15 protein-coding genes are annotated in these 15,032 nt (G+C 62.1%); 6 read left to right on the top strand and 9 right to left on the bottom strand.

The features are described from left to right. Positions 1 to 20: 20 nt before the first annotated feature. The 7 genes from denD to ACSOSP_RS03315 all read right to left on the bottom strand — a co-directional run bounded on the left by denD (position 21) and on the right by ACSOSP_RS03315 (position 6,779). Complete coding sequence (denD, locus tag ACSOSP_RS03345; RefSeq protein ID WP_455309567.1) at positions 21 to 986, bottom strand: D-erythronate dehydrogenase; 966 nt, start codon at positions 984 to 986, stop codon at positions 21 to 23. Between the two features lie 7 nt (positions 987 to 993). Next, on the bottom strand, positions 994 to 1,791 hold the full coding sequence (gene otnI / locus ACSOSP_RS03340; protein WP_455309566.1) for a 2-oxo-tetronate isomerase: 798 nt from the start codon (positions 1,789 to 1,791) through the stop codon (positions 994 to 996). Positions 1,792 to 1,813: 22 nt separating this feature from the next. Then, positions 1,814 to 3,151 (bottom strand): MFS transporter, encoded by a 1,338-nt coding sequence (locus ACSOSP_RS03335; protein ID WP_455309565.1) that lies wholly within the window; start codon positions 3,149 to 3,151, stop codon positions 1,814 to 1,816. Positions 3,152 to 3,217: 66 nt separating this feature from the next. Further along, positions 3,218 to 3,871 carry a 3-oxo-tetronate 4-phosphate decarboxylase gene (gene otnC / locus ACSOSP_RS03330; protein ID WP_455309564.1) on the bottom strand — a complete coding sequence of 218 codons (654 nt, stop codon included), beginning with the start codon at positions 3,869 to 3,871 and terminating at the stop codon, positions 3,218 to 3,220. A 2-nt stretch (positions 3,872 to 3,873) separates the two neighbouring features. After that, the gene (otnK, locus tag ACSOSP_RS03325; RefSeq protein WP_455309563.1) at positions 3,874 to 5,148 is read right to left on the bottom strand and encodes a 3-oxo-tetronate kinase; all 1,275 of its coding nucleotides are present in this window, start codon (positions 5,146 to 5,148) and stop codon (positions 3,874 to 3,876) included. Next, a complete protein-coding gene (ltnD, locus tag ACSOSP_RS03320; protein ID WP_455309562.1) occupies positions 5,148 to 6,050 on the bottom strand; it encodes an L-threonate dehydrogenase in 903 nt (300 codons plus the stop codon). Before ltnD ends, otnK begins: the two co-directional genes overlap by 1 nt. Positions 6,051 to 6,074: 24 nt before the next feature. After that, positions 6,075 to 6,779 carry a FadR/GntR family transcriptional regulator gene (locus ACSOSP_RS03315; RefSeq protein ID WP_455309561.1) on the bottom strand — a complete coding sequence of 235 codons (705 nt, stop codon included), beginning with the start codon at positions 6,777 to 6,779 and terminating at the stop codon, positions 6,075 to 6,077. A gap of 251 nt (positions 6,780 to 7,030) precedes the next feature. On the opposite strand from ACSOSP_RS03315, the gene ACSOSP_RS03310 reads away from it, so the two are divergent. Beyond that, entirely contained in the window at positions 7,031 to 8,011 is a 981-nt protein-coding gene (locus ACSOSP_RS03310; RefSeq protein ID WP_455309560.1) for a DMT family transporter, read from the top strand. Positions 8,012 to 8,065: 54 nt separating this feature from the next. Here ACSOSP_RS03310 and ACSOSP_RS03305 read toward each other — a convergent pair whose 3' ends face one another. Continuing rightward, positions 8,066 to 8,419, bottom strand: coding sequence for a DUF1428 domain-containing protein (locus ACSOSP_RS03305; RefSeq protein ID WP_455309559.1), 354 nt, complete (start codon positions 8,417 to 8,419; stop codon positions 8,066 to 8,068). Positions 8,420 to 8,655: 236 nt separating this feature from the next. Between ACSOSP_RS03305 and ACSOSP_RS03300 the strand changes: the two genes are divergently transcribed. From ACSOSP_RS03300 to ACSOSP_RS03280, 5 genes are all read left to right on the top strand, one after another. Then, positions 8,656 to 9,462, top strand: coding sequence for a crotonase/enoyl-CoA hydratase family protein (locus ACSOSP_RS03300; protein WP_455309557.1), 807 nt, complete (start codon positions 8,656 to 8,658; stop codon positions 9,460 to 9,462). Positions 9,463 to 9,864: 402 nt separating this feature from the next. Continuing rightward, positions 9,865 to 10,974 carry an alkene reductase gene (locus tag ACSOSP_RS03295; RefSeq protein WP_455309556.1) on the top strand — a complete coding sequence of 370 codons (1,110 nt, stop codon included), beginning with the start codon at positions 9,865 to 9,867 and terminating at the stop codon, positions 10,972 to 10,974. A gap of 13 nt (positions 10,975 to 10,987) precedes the next feature. Then, a complete protein-coding gene (locus ACSOSP_RS03290) occupies positions 10,988 to 12,208 on the top strand; it encodes an MFS transporter (RefSeq protein WP_455309554.1) in 1,221 nt (406 codons plus the stop codon). Positions 12,209 to 12,285: 77 nt separating this feature from the next. Further along, positions 12,286 to 13,152, top strand: a complete 867-nt coding sequence (locus ACSOSP_RS03285) for an aldo/keto reductase (RefSeq protein WP_455309552.1) — start codon at positions 12,286 to 12,288, stop codon at positions 13,150 to 13,152. A gap of 134 nt (positions 13,153 to 13,286) precedes the next feature. Then, positions 13,287 to 14,156, top strand: coding sequence for a hypothetical protein (locus ACSOSP_RS03280; protein ID WP_455309550.1), 870 nt, complete (start codon positions 13,287 to 13,289; stop codon positions 14,154 to 14,156). A gap of 1 nt (position 14,157) precedes the next feature. Here the strand turns inward: ACSOSP_RS03280 and ACSOSP_RS03275 are convergent, their stop codons facing one another. Then, positions 14,158 to 14,991 carry an SDR family oxidoreductase gene (locus ACSOSP_RS03275; protein ID WP_455309548.1) on the bottom strand — a complete coding sequence of 278 codons (834 nt, stop codon included), beginning with the start codon at positions 14,989 to 14,991 and terminating at the stop codon, positions 14,158 to 14,160. Positions 14,992 to 15,032: the final 41 nt, after the last annotated feature.

Genomic DNA, 15,032 nt, shown 5'->3' with positions numbered 1-15,032 from the left:
AGCGGACGCATCATGATCGTTCAAGCGTTTGCGGACTTGCTCTCTTCAATGAACGCGCGAATGACGTCGCTGAAGTTGCGATCGGCCGCCAGCCCCAACTTTTCGCCTCGCTTCGTCTCCCAGGCGCCCGGCCAGCTCCCGACAATCTTTTCGATCTTCGGCTCCGGTTGCCAATCGATCAGCGCAGCCACGTCTTCCCCAGCCACTTCCTTCAGTGCATCGACCATTTCCGTCACGCTGACTGAGAGTCCCGGCATGTTGACGACCGGCCATGTGCCGAGCTCGGCCTGTTCAAGCTCGCAACCCGCGATCAGCGATTCAATTGCCTGCTTCGGCGACAGCAGCCACAAACGCACGTCGCCACCCACCGGACACACCGCGCGTTCGCCATTCAGCGGCTCGCGAATGATGCCGCTGGCAAACGACGATGCCGCCGCATTCGGCCGCCCCGGACGCACGCTGATGGTCGGCAGGCGCAGCACGCGGCCATCGACGAAACCGCGTCGCGAGTAATCGCACAGCAGCAACTCCGCGATCGCCTTTTGCGTTCCGTAGGATGACTTCGGATTCAGCGCGGTATCGTCGCGTACGACCTCCGGCAGCGTACCGCCGTACACCGCGACCGAACTGGTGAACAACACGCGCGGCGCGTGGCCGAGCGAACGGCACACATCGAGCAGCAGACGCGATGCGTCCAGGTTGATACGCATGCCCAGGTCGAAATCCGCTTCCGCCTGACCGCTCACGATTGCCGCCAGATGGAAGATCGCGTGAGTGTCAGCAGTGATGAATTGCTCCAGCACGCTGCGATCCGCAATATCGCCGGTTTTGGCTCGCACGCGCTTGTCGCCAAGATCCGGCGCACGCACGACGTCCAGCAGCGTGAGTCCGGTAATCGGCTGGCCCAGCAGCGTGCCGCGTTCGAGAAGACGGCGCGCGAGCCGTTGTCCGAGAAAACCGGCGCCGCCGGTAATGAGAATGTTCATGTCGCCCTCACGCACGTTGCAGATAAGGTTTGATCCAGCCGAGCCCGTCGGACGTCGCGGCTTTCGGCCGGTATTCGCAGCCGATCCAGCCGTCGTAGCCAAGCGAATCGATCAGGTCGAACAGGTACGGATAATTCAGCTCGCCGATGTCCGGTTCATGCCGCTCCGGCACGCCCGCGATCTGGATGTGGCCGATGCCCGCATTCGGGCGTTTCATGTCGCGCCGGAGTTTGATCGCAAGGTCGCCCTCCACGATCTGGCAGTGGTAACAATCAAACTGCACCTTGAGGTTCGGTGCGCCGATCTCTTCGCAGATCGCCTGCGCGTCGTCCTGGCGGTTCAGGAAAAAGCCGGGGATGTCACGCGTATTGATCGGTTCGATAACGACCGTAATGCCGGCTGCATGAGCGGCGTTTGCCGCAAGCTCCAGGTTCTTCAGATACACCGCGCGATGTTTTTCACGCGACTGTTCCGGCGTGATCAGACCGGCCATCACATGCAGCGTCTTGTTGCCGAGCACGGCGGTGTATTGCAACGCCTTATCGAGTGCGCGCGCGAATTCTTCCTCGCGTCCCGGCAGCGAAGCGATCCCGCGTTCGCCCGCCGCCCAGTCGCCCGGTGGCGCGTTGAACAGGGCTTGTGTAAGGCCATGTTCGTCCAGCCGTGCTTTGATGTCGGCTGCGGCAAAATCATAGGGGAACAGGAATTCCACGGCCTTGAAACCATCCTTCGCCGCAGCGGCGAAACGGTCGAGGAACGCGTGTTCGGTGTACATCATCGTGAGGTTGGCGGCAAAACGGGGCATAACATCGACTCCTTGAATGAGTTCAGCGATTCACGAGCTTGGCGGGCACGAGCCATGTGGCAACGGCGCCGATCACCAGCATGCCGGCGAGCACGTACATGCCGGTCGCAGTGCTGTGTGTCAGGTCCTTCAGGTAACCAATCATATAAGGGCTCGCAAAGCCCGCCAGGTTGCCGATCGAATTGATCACCGCGATCCCGGCTGCCGCTGCGGCGCCGGACATGAAGGCTGTCGGCAGTGACCAGAACAATGGCGCGCAGGTCAGCACGCCGGCAGCGGCAACCGAAAGCGCGACGATCGACACAACCGTGTTGCCCGCGAACGATGCCGCCACTGAAAACCCCACTGCCGCGGCAAGCGCCGGTACGATCAGGTGCCAGCGTCGCTCGCGCCGCTTGTCCGCGCTGTGGCCGAGCACGTTCATCACCACGATAGCCACCAGAAACGGAATGGCGCTCAGCAAGCCGATATTGAATGCCCCGCTCACGCCTGTCGACTTGATAAAGGTCGGCATCCAGAACGTCAGGCCGTATTGGCCGGTGACGAACGCGAAGTAGATCAGCGACATCCACCACATGCGGCTATCGGCGAACAACGCGCGCAGCGAATGTTTCGTGCTGTCTCCGGCATGCTGGGGCTGCGCGCTGATTTCATCTTCCAGCAAGCGCTTTTCGCGTTCACTGAGCCATTTTGCGCTGCGGATATTGTTGTCCAGATAAAGGATGGTCGCGATACCGATCAACAGCGCCGGGACCGCTTCGATCAGGAACATCCACTGCCAGCCTTCGAAGTGCCGGCTGTCCGAGAACGTCTGCATGATCCAGCCCGACAACGGATTGCCGAAGATGCCCGCCACAGGAATAGCCGACATGAATACAGCCACAATCTTCGCGCGCCGGTGCGATGGGAACCAGTAGGTCAGGTAAAGAATCACGCCGGGATAAAAACCGGCCTCGGCCAGCCCGAGCAGGAAACGCAGGATATAAAACTGCGTGGGGGTCTTCACGAACACGAAGAGCGCAGAGAGAATGCCCCACGTGATCATGATCCGCGCGATCCAGATGCGAGCGCCAATCCTGTGCATCAGAATATTGCTTGGCAGTTCGAACAGAAAATAGCCGAGGAAAAATACGCCTGCCCCAAGACCGAATACGGTCTCGCTGAAACCGAGATCCTGCGACATCTGCAGTTTCGCAAACCCCACATTCACGCGATCCAGATAGGCCACCACATAGCACAGCATGAGGAACGGCACGATGCGCCAGAACACCTTCGAATAGGTGCGGGTGAGTTCTTTGTCGTCGTACACAGATGCTGCAGGCGTGCGCGGGCCGCCAGGCACCGCTTGGTCAGGGGTCATGCGTGGTCTCCGGGAAGTGGTTTTGTCTTCGTTGAATCGTTTGTTCAGTAGTTTGAAAGGTGAGATTTACCAGCGCACGTTGAAGGTCTTGCGCAAGTCCTCTATAGCCGCCTCGTCGAGCGGTTCAGGAAGCGGCGCATTCGTCGAGCGCGCGAGGATCCAGAGCCGTGCGGTTTCCTCGAGCTCTTCCAGCGCATACGACGCATGGCTGACCGATTTTTCCCAGACAACCGGACCCAGTCTTTCCAGCAGCACGGCGCGCACCTTCGACGCCAGCGCCGCAACTTGTTCCGCGACAACGGGGTCGCCCGGACGCCGATAAGCAATCAACGGCACGTGTCCAACCTTCATCACGTAGTACGGCGTGATGGGCGGCAAGACGTCGTCGCGGCGCCAAATGCCCGCAAGCGTCAAAGCGACCAGATGCGTGGAGTGCGTGTGGACGACACCCTGCGTGTCGCTATTGTTCTCGTAGATCTTGCGATGCAGCGCCAGCGTCTTCGATGGCTTACCGCCGGACACGTGATTACCCGCCGCATCGACCTTGGCGATATCGGCAGGATCGAGGCGACCCAGACAGGCGTCGGTCGGCGTGATCAACCAGCCGTCGTCGAGCCGCGCGCTGATGTTCCCGGCCGTGCCAACCGTATAACGACGCTCATAAAGACTCACGCCAGTCTCGCAGATTTCCTCGCGAATGCGGCTCTCGTTAGTCGCCATGATCACGCGGCTCCATCGAGCGACTTCAACGCCTTCACGAAGAAATCCTTCGTGCCGAAATTACCCGACTTCAATGCAAGCGCCAGCGGTTCTTCGCCGATAGACTGCGTTGCCGGCACGCCCGGATCGATCTGGGCGCCAATGCGCAGCGACTTCACGCGAAGCGCCTGCACGACCGCGCCGGAAGTCTCGCCGCCTGCAACAACAAATTTGCGCACGCCCGCGTCGCGGAGCCCGCTTGCAATCGATGCCAACGCCTGTTCGACCAGATGCCCTGCTTTCTCCACACCCAGTTCCTTTTGCACGGCCTTCACTTCGTCGGGCGTGGATGTGGCGTAGATCAACACGGTTTCATCGGCGTGTTTCGTCGCGAATTGAAGAGCTTGCTCGACCACTGGTTCGCCGCGCGAAAGCGCGAGCGGATCGATGCGAAAGCTCGGTTTCGTCGCGCGCCACTGCGCGACCTGCTCGTTGGTCGCCTTCGACGCGCTACCCGCCAGCACGACCGATTTACCTTCTATCCTGGGCAGGTCTGATGCATGACCTGCTTCAGTCAGCACGTTCGCCGCGCGGAAGTTATTCGGCAAGCCGAGCGCGATGCCCGAGCCGCCCGTGATCAGCTTGAGATCGCCGCATGCTTCACCCAGCACGTAAAGATCGGCATCGGAGATTGCGTCTGCAATAGCCAGGCGCACGCCATCGTTGCGTAACAAAGCGATCCTGTCGCGCACCGCTTGCGAGCCCTTTGCGATCACGTCATAAGCGATCAACCCGACCTTCGATTTCGTCTGCCGTTGCAGCACGCGCACGAGGTTCGGATCGTTCATCGGCGTAAGCGGATGGTTCTGCATGCCTGACTCGTTCAGCAGCATATCGCCCACGAACAGGTTGCCGCGAAAGATCGTGCGGCCGTTCTCCGGGAACGCGGGACACGCGATGGCAAAGTCCTCGCCGAGCGCGTCGAGCAGTGCATCGGCGACCGGGCCGATGTTGCCGTTATCGGTGGAATCGAAGGTCGAACAGTACTTGAACAGGAACTGCCGGCAGCCTTGCGCGCGCAGCCATTCGAGCGCCGCGAGCGATTGCGCAACCGCTTCATCCGCGGGAAGGGTGCGCGATTTCAACGCGACGATCAGCGCGTCCGCTTCCGCGTTCGCGTCCGATGCCGGCACGCCAATGGTCTGCACCGCGCGCATGCCGCCGCGCACGAGCATGTTGGCGAGATCGGTGGCGCCGGTGAAGTCGTCAGCAATGCAGCCTAGCAGCGCTTTGCTCATTATTTCGCCCCCTTGGGTATGTCGATGCCCGGGAAAATCTTGATCACCGCCGAGTCGTCTTCGCCGCCGTGTCCCGCCGTCGACGCCATCATGAACATCTGGTGCGCCGCGGCCGACAACGGCAACGGAAACTTCGACGTACGCGCCGTATCGAGTACGAGGCCGAGATCCTTCACGAAGATATCGACGGCTGACAGCGGCGTGTAGTCGCCCGCAAGAATGTGCGGGACGCGGTTCTCGAACATCCACGAGTTGCCTGCGCTATGCGTGATGACGTCGTAGAGCGCGTCCGGGTCCACGCCTTCGCGAAGCCCAAGCGCCATGGCCTCGGCCGCCGCGGCAATGTGCACGCCCGCCAGAAGCTGGTTGATGATCTTCACCTTCGAGCCCGCGCCATGCTCATCGCCCATCCGGTACACCTTGCCCGCAATCGCTTCGAGCACGTCCTCGCAAGCCTCGAAGGCAGCCTCGGGACCTGATGTCATCATCGTCATTTCGCCGGATGCGGCGCGTGCCGCGCCACCGGACAGCGGTGCATCGAGCATATGCAGGCCGGCCGCTTCCACACGCTTGCCAAGCGCGATGGCAAATGCGGGAGACACCGTTGCGCAGGCCAGAACGACACCGCCGGGTTTCATCGTGGAGACAGCCCCAGGCTGAGTCTCCGAGCCGAACAGCACCGTCTCCGTTTGCGCCGCATTGACGACCACGGTCACCACGACCTCGCACTGGCTGCCCAACTCGGCCGGCGTGGCACACGCGATGCCGCCCTCGCCCGCGAACGCGTCGAGCACCTGCGTACGCACGTCGCAAGCATGAACCTTGAAGCCCGCGCGCAACAACGAACGCGCAACGCCCAGGCCCATCGCGCCCAAGCCGATCACTCCCACACTTCTGGACATTTCGTTATCCTTTGAATCAACTGATCAGCAAATACCGGCTTCCGCGAGGCGGCGAGCGGCGTTGTAAAGGTGGGTCTGCGCGGCGTTGCGCGCAGCCATGGGGTCGCCTGCGCGAATGGCAGCCGCAATCCGCGCATGTTCCTCGCGGACCTGCCGCGAAAAGTCTTCTCGAAGCGCTTCGTTGCGGCGCGTCACCAGCGTGCCGGCCTCGAGATACTGGTTCAGGAAGGCCAGCGTGGTCAGGAAATAAGGGTTGCCGGTGGCGCTGGCAATCGCCCGATGAAACTCGACGTCTTCAGTCACGCCGTCCTCGCCTTGCGCAACGGCGACATCGATCTGCGCCAGCTTCGCTTCGATCACGTCCATCTGCGCGTCAGTCCGGCGCATGGCCGCCTCCGACGCCACTTCCGCTTCGATCGCCCGGCGCAGCGCGAGAATCTGCACGACCGCGCCCGGCTCGACCGCTTGCGCGTAATCGATCCGCAGCGGCCGGATGCCCTTGCGCTCGACGATAAACACGCCGCTGCCCTGGCGCGGCTCGACCATGCCTTCGTTTTTCAGCCGCGATATCGCCTCGCGGATGACCGTGCGGCTCACCCCGAACTCTTGCGCGAGCACAGCTTCGGTCGGCAGCTTGCCGCTTTTGACGAAGCTGCCCTTTTCGATCTGCACCTGAAGCTGCTGCGCCACCGTATCGCTTAAGGCTTGCGCAGGAATCTTGTCGAACATGCATCCTCAGATTTGTTGGGTGATGTGGTCATCATACAAATTTTCCAAGTTATCGAAATACTAGAGATAACCCTGACGACTATGCAACTCGATCGTAATTTTTCTCACATAAGCGTGAGAATTGATCGTTTGGCTAGTTCGCCTCTCGCGCCTACGATGGCAGCCAAAACAGCAAACCCAGCGAACCGCGACGACGTGTCTTTTGTCGTTTCACGCCAGCCTGAAGCATCTCGCGCTACCGCGCCGTTACGATGGCTCCGCGTCCTGACTCCACTGCGCTCGACGCTAAAAAAATGAATCCAGTCAATATCGTCCAGTTGCTCATCCTCGCCGCTTTATGGGGAGGGTCGTTCCTTTTTATCCGCGTCGGCGTCAGCGACTTTGGCGTCGCGCCGTTGATGGCGCTGCGGGTTGGCATCGGCGCATTGTTTCTGCTGGCCGTACTCTTCATGCGCGGGTCCGCTCGCGGCTCATTGCAGACCATGCGCAAGCATGCATGGCCGCTTTTCGTGGTTGGCATCCTGAACTCGGCCGCGCCGTTCTGCCTGTTTGCCTACGCGGAAATCACGCTGTCGGCGGGCGTGACATCGGTGATCAACGCCACTACGCCGCTGTGGGGCGCGATCGTCGCATTCTTCTGGCTGAAGGATCGACTGACCGGGTTGCGCGTCGCCGGGCTCGCGATTGGTTTTGTCGGCGTGGTCGCGTTGGTCTGGAATCAGATGGACGGAGGAACGAGCACAGGGGTGCCTGTGACGCCCGCGGCTACCGCGCTCGCCGCGGCCGCTGCGCTCGGCGCAACGCTGCTGTATGGGATCTCGGCGAGTTACACCAAGCGCAATCTCACCGGTGTCGATTCGCTCGTTGTGGCCACCGGCACGATGACGGCAGCCACCGTCGTGCTGCTGCCCTTCGCCCTGTTCTGGTGGCCGGCTACGCCCATCTCCGCGCAGTCCTGGGAATCGGCGGTCGCGCTGGGCGTCGCGTGTACCGGCATCGCTTATATGCTGTTCTTCAGCCTCATTGCGTCCACCGGCCCCGCGCGGACGATCAGCGTCACGTTCGTCATTCCGATCTTCGGCATTTTGTGGGGCGCACTGTTTCTCTCGGAGCACGTCTCACCCGGAATGATCAAGGCGTGCGCCACTATTCTTGTCGGGACGGCGTTGGCTACGGGTGTCATCAAGCGGCTCCCGGGCATGGCCGCGCGACGCGATGCGCCTGTGAAGTAGCGTGAGCGTGGGCGCGGGGTTGTGGGCGGTGCAATCGCATCGCCCCGCGGCTACTCACATGTCCACGATCACCTCGAAACCACCGTAGATCATGCGCTTGCCGTCGAAAGGCATCGGGTTCATGTCGGGCTGCACCCGAGGGTCGGCCATCACCGCTTCCATTCCTTTGTCCCTTACCTGACGCGACGGCCAGACGACCCACGAGAACACCACGGTCTCGTCGTCCTTGCGTTTGACCGCCATTGGGAACGACGTCAATTTCCCTTCCGGCACGTCATCGCCCCAGCACTCGACTACTCTCAACGCGCCGTTCTCCTTGAAGACGGCTGCCGCCAGTTCAGCAAACGTCCTGTATGCCTCGCGATCCGTCGTCGGCACCGCGACGACAAATCCATCTACGTAAGTCATGAACGCTCTCCTTTCCATGTTTCGTTGTTCCGTGGCGAATAAATAGGGGGTACGAGGCGACATGTTTAGGATCGGGTCGCATCACAGCGCCAGACGGCCGCCCTATTCACATGACGTGCGGCGCGTTGGGGAATCGACACGGCTCACCCATTATTCGCTGAAACATCGTTGACGGTCGTGCCCCTGAATCCTGCGGCGTATGCTTGTCCGCATACCGTTTGCCCAGGAGAAAAACCATGCCGCCAGTCACCCGTTTCGGCGATCACGTCCGGCTCGAATTGCATCCGATGGATTCGCGTGTGGCGACGGTGGTACTCGACCGGCCGGAGCGTCGAAACGCGGTCGACCGGCCAGTCGCCGATGCGCTGCGCGCAGCCTTCGAAACGTTCGATGCCGACCACTCGCTGTCGGTCGCCGTGCTGTGGGGTGCGGGCGGGACGTTCTGCGCGGGAGCGGACCTCACTGCGCTGAACGATGACGAGCGTCGCAACGAGATTCGTGCCGACGGCACCGGCCCCGGGCCGATGGGACCCACGCGGCTGATGCTCGGCAAACCTGTGATCGCGGCCATCGCGGGGCACGCGGTGGCGGGCGGCCTGGAACTCGCGGCGTGGTGCGATTTGCGGGTCGTCGAAGAAGATGCGGTGCTGGGCGTTTTCTGCCGGCGTTTCGGTGTGCCGCTAATCGATGGCGGGACGCTGCGCTTGCCTCGCCTGATCGGGATGTCGCGCGCGATGGACCTGATTCTGACTGGGCGCGCTGTCGACGCCCGCGAGGCGCTGGCGATCGGACTTGCCAACCGGCTGGTCGAGCGTGGCGGCGCGCGTGCGGCGGCTGAAAAGCTTGCCTGTGAACTTGCCGCCCTGCCCCAGGCGGCGCTGCGTGCCGACCGGCGCTCGGTCCATGACAACGCTCTCGCCGACAATCTGACCGATGCACTGCGCCGCGAAGGCGCCGGTGGTTATGCTGCGGTGTTTGCCGAGGGGCTTGCAGGTGCGGGCCGCTTCGCCGCCGGTGCCGGCCGCCATGGGGACTCGGAGTAAGCGCTGGCCTGCCACGGCATTTCCTGCAGCCATTCGCCGGGAAGCTCGCCGGCCAAACATCAGCGCACGCTACCCAAATGCTTCGAGTTTAAACAGCCTCTTCGCGTTCTCACGTTCGATCTCCGCCGCGTTGAACCATCGACTGGCCTAGTCCATCTCTTCGACCGGATAGTCGGAAGAGAACGATTTGCCTGCTCTCGTCGTTCAGGGGCGCCTGCACAAAAACCGAAATACCACTGAGCCTGTCCATTGCCGGATCTCAGGATCAATTAAAGACATTTGTGTCCGATATATTCGGAACCTTAGCCCATTTTTCTTTTGCTGGTCGGTCCATACACTCTCCTCAAGGTTAAAAACCCGCTGTTGATCGAACTTCATCAGCCACTGAATCTTGAGGAAATCATGTCCAAACTTCACTCCAGCATCAAAGTCGGTCCTTATGAATTTGCCCATCGCGTGGTGCTCGCCCCGCTTACCCGCATGCGTGCCGAAGAGGGCGCGAAGCCCGGTCCGTTGATGGCCGAGTACTACGCGCAGCGCGCTTCAGAAGGCGGCTTCCTGATCGGTGAAGCGACCATCGCTGCGCCCAACGGCAACGGCTACCTGGGTGCGCCAGGCCTGTACGACGACAGTCAGATTGCCGGCTGGAAGCAGGTGACCGAAGCTGTGCACGCCAAAGGCGGCCGCATCTTCCTGCAGCTCTATCACGCAGGCCGCCAGTCCAATAGTCAATTGCAGCCGGGTGGCGCTCAGCCGGTAGCGCCTTCCGCCGTGCCGCATGGCGGCGTCGCCTACACAGAAGCAGGATGGGTCCCGAACACGCCGAGCCGCGCGCTGACCATCCCCGAGATTGCTGATCTGGCCGAGAGCTTCCGCACAGCAGCCATTCGTGGCAAGCAGGCCGGCTTCGATGGCGTTGAACTGCACGCCGCCAACGGCTACTTGTTCGATCAATTCCTGCAGGACGGCAGCAACAAGCGCACCGATATCTACGGCGGCTCGTTCGAAAATCGTGCCCGCTTCCTGATCGAAGCGACGCAAGCCGTCATCTCGGTCTGGGGCAGCGAACGCGTGGCTGTGCGCCTTGGGCCCAGCGGCACCTGGGGCGATATGTCCGACAGCAATCCGGAAGGCCTCTTCGCTTATGTAGCGGGGGAACTGGCCAAGCTGAATCTGGCGTATCTGCACTTGATCGAGCCGCGTGTGCTCGGCAATGTGGACGACGACAGCAAGGATCAGAACCCGGTTGCTGCGCAATTGATTCGCAAGCACTACAAGGGCGTGATTATTGCCGCTGGCGGCTTCAAGCGCGACACGGCCGAAGCCATCGTGCAGGCGGGCGACGCCGATCTGGTCGCATTTGGCCGCGATTTCATCGCCAATCCGGATCTGCCTGAACGCCTGCGCCTCCAGTTGCCCTTGAATCCGTATGACCGTCCGAGCTTCTTTGGCGGTACGGATGTCGGTTACACGGACTATCCGTTCCTGAGCACCGAAACGGCAGCTGCGTAAGCGGGAGCACACAATGAATTCCCCTACCCAGCCTACTTCCCTCGCGCCGTTGTACTGGCTGGCGCTAGGGACATTCGCAGTCGGCACCGAGAGCTTCATGATCGCCGGCCTGCTGCCCGACATGGCCACGGATTTGCATACCAGCATCGTCGCCACAGGCCAGCTTGTCACGGTGTTTGCTTTGGCCTACGCACTCAGTTCGCCGGTCCTGACGGCCCTGACCGGCTCGCTGCATCGGCGCAGGCTGATGATCCTGTCGCTCTCGGCCTTCACGGCGGCGAACATCATCGCGTGGGCCGCCCAGAACTATTGGGAATTGATGGCGGCCCGCATCCTGCTTGCCGCGGCCGCCGGTCTCTATGTTCCCGGCGCCAATGCGCTGGCCGGCGCCATTGCCGGTCCAGAGCGGCGCGGCACCGCGCTTGCCATTGTCAATGGCGGTATCACGATTGCGGTTGCCTTCGGCGTGCCGCTTGGCGCACTGATTGGTGACAGGCTCGGCTGGCGCATGACCTTCGCGGGCGTAGCCGCGCTGTCCGCTGCGGCGACGGTCGGCCTGCTGCTCGGGCTGCCGCGCAACATAGGCGCAGGATTGCCGGTTGCCACGCTGCGCGAGCGCATTCAGGTAGCACGCCAGCCGGTCATCCTGATGACCTTGCTCGTCACTACGCTGTGGGCCATGGGCGCCTATACGATCTATACGTACCTGGCATTGTTCGTCGCGAGGGCCACGCTGTTGCATGGCGCGCAAATCGGCTATGTGCTGTTCACGTGGGGCGTTGCGGCAGCGGTCGGTGTGTTCATGGGCGGCAAGGCAGTGGACCGCCTCGGCCCCGCACGCGTGATCATCCCGTGCCTTGCTGTATCGATCCTGGCTTTCTCGCTCATGTCGGCGAGTGCGCACTGGCTGCCGAAGACCTGGGCACTGGTCCCGGTGCTGATCGGCGTGGTGGCCTGGGGTGTGGCGCACTGGTCCTTCTACCCCGCGCAACAAGCCGGGCTGATCAATCTCGCCGGCCTGCGCGGCACGCCCATCGCCCTCTCGCTGAACGCATCGTTCATGTATCTCGGCTTTTCGCTCGGTGCCGCGCTCGGTTCGCTTACCTTGAGTTTTACCTCGGTGATCGACCTCGGCTGGACCGCCGCCGCGTGCGAAGTCGCCGCGCTGATCCTGACAGCGAGCATCGGCAAGCACCTGGTGCGAGCGCAAAAAGGAGCGGTCACTGCCGCATAAGCCATCACGCACTTCCCCTGGCCCGGCGGTAGCGCCCAGCTACCTTCGCCGGCCTCACATAAGCAGTAAGGGTGAACATGAATATCGCACACCGTACTTTCAAAATCGGCGGAGACACGGAAATCAGACGGCTCGGATTTGGCGCGATGCGCATCACCGGCCCGGGTATCTGGGGCGCGCCCACGGACCGTGACGAAGCCATTCGCGTCCTGCGGCGCCTTCCCGGACTCGATGTGAATTTCATCGACACGGCAGACTCGTATGGGCCGAACGTTTCCGAAGAGTTGATCCGCGAAGCGCTGCATCCCTATGGGGCCGACATGCTGGTCGCGACCAAGGCGGGACTGGCACGCACAGGCCCCGACCAGTGGATACCGCGGGGCCGGCCGGAGTACCTGATCCAGCAGGCCCACAGCAGCATGGAGCGGCTTGGCATCGAACAGATCGGCTTGTGGCAACTGCATCGCATCGACCCCTCGGTGCCGCGGGATGAGCAGTTCGGCGCCGTGCGCCACCTGATCGACAGCGGCGTGGTCCGCCACGCCGGCCTGAGCGAAGTCTCGGTGGCCGACATCAAGGCTGCATCGAAATACTTCAACGTGGCGACAGTGCAAAACCGCTTCAACCTGGGTGAGCGCGGCAGCGAAGACGTGCTCGACTACTGCACCGCCCATGGGATTGGCTTTATCCCGTGGTTTCCACTGGCCGCCGGCGAGCTGACGCGTCCCGGTTCGCTACTCGACACCATCGCGCGCAACCATCAGGCGAGCGTCGCGCAGATCGCCCTCGCGTGGCTGTTGCAGCGCAGCCCGGTGATCCTGCCGATACCGGGGACCTCCAGGGTCACGCATCTGGAAGAGAACGTGGCGGCTGGCGCAATCACCTTGTCCGACCGTGAATTCTGCGAGCTGGATCGCGCCACCTCCCGACGGCAACAGCGCTAGTCCGCTGCGGCGCTAGTCGCTGCGAGGCCGGCTGAACCCGCAGCGAAAGCTTCGGTTTCGGTCTGCTTCTGTACAGTAAGAAGACATCGTGACGTGCATAATGCTTTCCCAAGCCTTTTGATGATCGACTTAACGTGCGTACCCTAGAAACCGTCAGCGACTGCCGCGTATGCGGCAACGTACTGGCACCGTCTGACATGGCGTGTCCGCGATGCAAATCGACACCCGTAGCTGCGTCACCTGCGCCCGAAGCAATGCCGGAAGAGGTGTTGTCCGACCTGTCGCATGAGGATTCGCCCTATCCGGGTGTGTCTGAACCGGCCACTTCTACCTTCTCTTCGCAAAGCCGGCCGGGCCGGCGCATCAAACTTACCGCGGCCGCCCTTGTAGCCCTGATTGCGCTGATCGCGGGCGCTTCGTATCTGTATAACGGGTCCGGTCATAGCAACCAGGACAACCACGAAGCTAAGCCCGGGACCGTGCCCCTCGCGGAAAACACCGTGGCTGTGGCCGCTCAATCGGGCAGCATCGACGCCCCGGTCACCGCAAAACCCGCCTCCATCGGTGTGACGGGAACCATCGATGCGGTGCGTTCGGCCATGGTGCGAGGCGAGCTGAACACCGCTCGGCAGCAACTGGCGATGCTTCCGCCAGGTGAGGCTCAACGGGCAGATGTCCGGCGAATCTCCGACGAACTGGTCCAGCACGAACACGCAAGAGATTGGGCCCTGGGCCTGGCCCGTGCCTGCGAGAAGGCAGGCGACGTGCCGTGCGTCTTGCGATCGGCAGGCGACGCATTGGCGAGCGACGTCTCCGATTCCGAAGCGCGCGGAATGCTTTTGCGTGCCGTCACGCAGTCAAGCGCAAACCAGACTGCAGCCGTGAAGGTCGACGAACCGGTCGATACTTCAAATGTGGTGCATCGGCGAGTATCGGAAAAACGCAGGATCCGACGCGAACGGCAGATAGTGGCGAGCAACAACGTCGTCTACGGGAAACACTGAATCACGCGTGGTCAAGCTCGGTCGACCGGGCGATGTCTTCCTGTGCATCGAGCTCGGCAAGCCGTTTCGACAGCCCGGCGCGAACCCGGTCAAACGCGTCGCTGCCGAGAGTCAGCCGCAGCGGCGCGGGCGTGCGCTCGACGCTATCGATCATCGCCTGCACCATCTTGACCGGATCGCCTTTCAGCACGAACGAACCGGATTCAATTGCACGCCGGACATCGCCGGCCGGGGTGTTGTCGTAGATTGCCATGGGCGTCGATTTGACGATGCCCCCGCCGAAGCTCGTCTTTGCGGGACCCGGCTCCACGATCGTAAATTCGATTCCAAACGACGCGACTTCCGTGGCGACCGCTTCGACGAAGCCTTCAATTCCCCACTTGGTCGCGTGATACAGGCTGAAGTCCGGATATGTGATCTGTCCACCCTCCGACGACACTTGCAAGATTCGCCCGCCGCCTTGGCTTCGCAAGAACGGCAACACGGCACGTATGACCTGGATCGAGCCGATCAGGTTGGTGTCGACCTGCAGCCGGATCTGCTCGTCGCTCAGCTCCTCCGCTGCACCGACCAGTCCGTAGCCGGCGTTGCTGACGACCACGTCGATACGCCCCAACTCCGCAAAAGCCCGGCTGGTTACCTGCCGAATGGCCGCTGTATCCGTCACATCCAGCGACGCCACCCAAAGGCGTTCGCCGAATTGCTCCTTTAAGTCGTCGAGCGCGTGCACCTTGCGCAATGTCGCCGCCACGCGGTCGCCGCGCGCCAGTAATTTTTCAGCCAGCACGCGCCCGAATCCGGAAGAACTGCCGGTGATAAACCATGTTTGAGCCATGTGAATCGTCCTCAAAAAAGAGCCGCGCCACGGGTGTGCGG

Source organism: Caballeronia sp. KNU42 (assembly GCF_053760385.1).
This window is presented reverse-complemented; position numbering and strand designations above follow the sequence as displayed.

Coding starts and splice junctions, on each gene's coding strand:
- denD (WP_455309567.1), bottom strand. CDS start 986: ATGAACATTCTCATTACCGGCGGCGCCGGTTTTCTCGGACAACGGCTC.
- otnI (WP_455309566.1), bottom strand. CDS start 1,791: ATGCCCCGTTTTGCCGCCAACCTCACGATGATGTACACCGAACACGCG.
- ACSOSP_RS03335 (WP_455309565.1), bottom strand. CDS start 3,151: ATGACCCCTGACCAAGCGGTGCCTGGCGGCCCGCGCACGCCTGCAGCA.
- otnC (WP_455309564.1), bottom strand. CDS start 3,871: ATGGCGACTAACGAGAGCCGCATTCGCGAGGAAATCTGCGAGACTGGC.
- otnK (WP_455309563.1), bottom strand. CDS start 5,148: ATGAGCAAAGCGCTGCTAGGCTGCATTGCTGACGACTTCACCGGCGCC.
- ltnD (WP_455309562.1), bottom strand. CDS start 6,050: ATGTCCAGAAGTGTGGGAGTGATCGGCTTGGGCGCGATGGGCCTGGGC.
- ACSOSP_RS03315 (WP_455309561.1), bottom strand. CDS start 6,779: ATGTTCGACAAGATTCCTGCGCAAGCCTTAAGCGATACGGTGGCGCAG.
- ACSOSP_RS03310 (WP_455309560.1), top strand. CDS start 7,031: ATGGCTCCGCGTCCTGACTCCACTGCGCTCGACGCTAAAAAAATGAAT.
- ACSOSP_RS03305 (WP_455309559.1), bottom strand. CDS start 8,419: ATGACTTACGTAGATGGATTTGTCGTCGCGGTGCCGACGACGGATCGC.
- ACSOSP_RS03300 (WP_455309557.1), top strand. CDS start 8,656: ATGCCGCCAGTCACCCGTTTCGGCGATCACGTCCGGCTCGAATTGCAT.
- ACSOSP_RS03295 (WP_455309556.1), top strand. CDS start 9,865: ATGTCCAAACTTCACTCCAGCATCAAAGTCGGTCCTTATGAATTTGCC.
- ACSOSP_RS03290 (WP_455309554.1), top strand. CDS start 10,988: ATGAATTCCCCTACCCAGCCTACTTCCCTCGCGCCGTTGTACTGGCTG.
- ACSOSP_RS03285 (WP_455309552.1), top strand. CDS start 12,286: ATGAATATCGCACACCGTACTTTCAAAATCGGCGGAGACACGGAAATC.
- ACSOSP_RS03275 (WP_455309548.1), bottom strand. CDS start 14,991: ATGGCTCAAACATGGTTTATCACCGGCAGTTCTTCCGGATTCGGGCGC.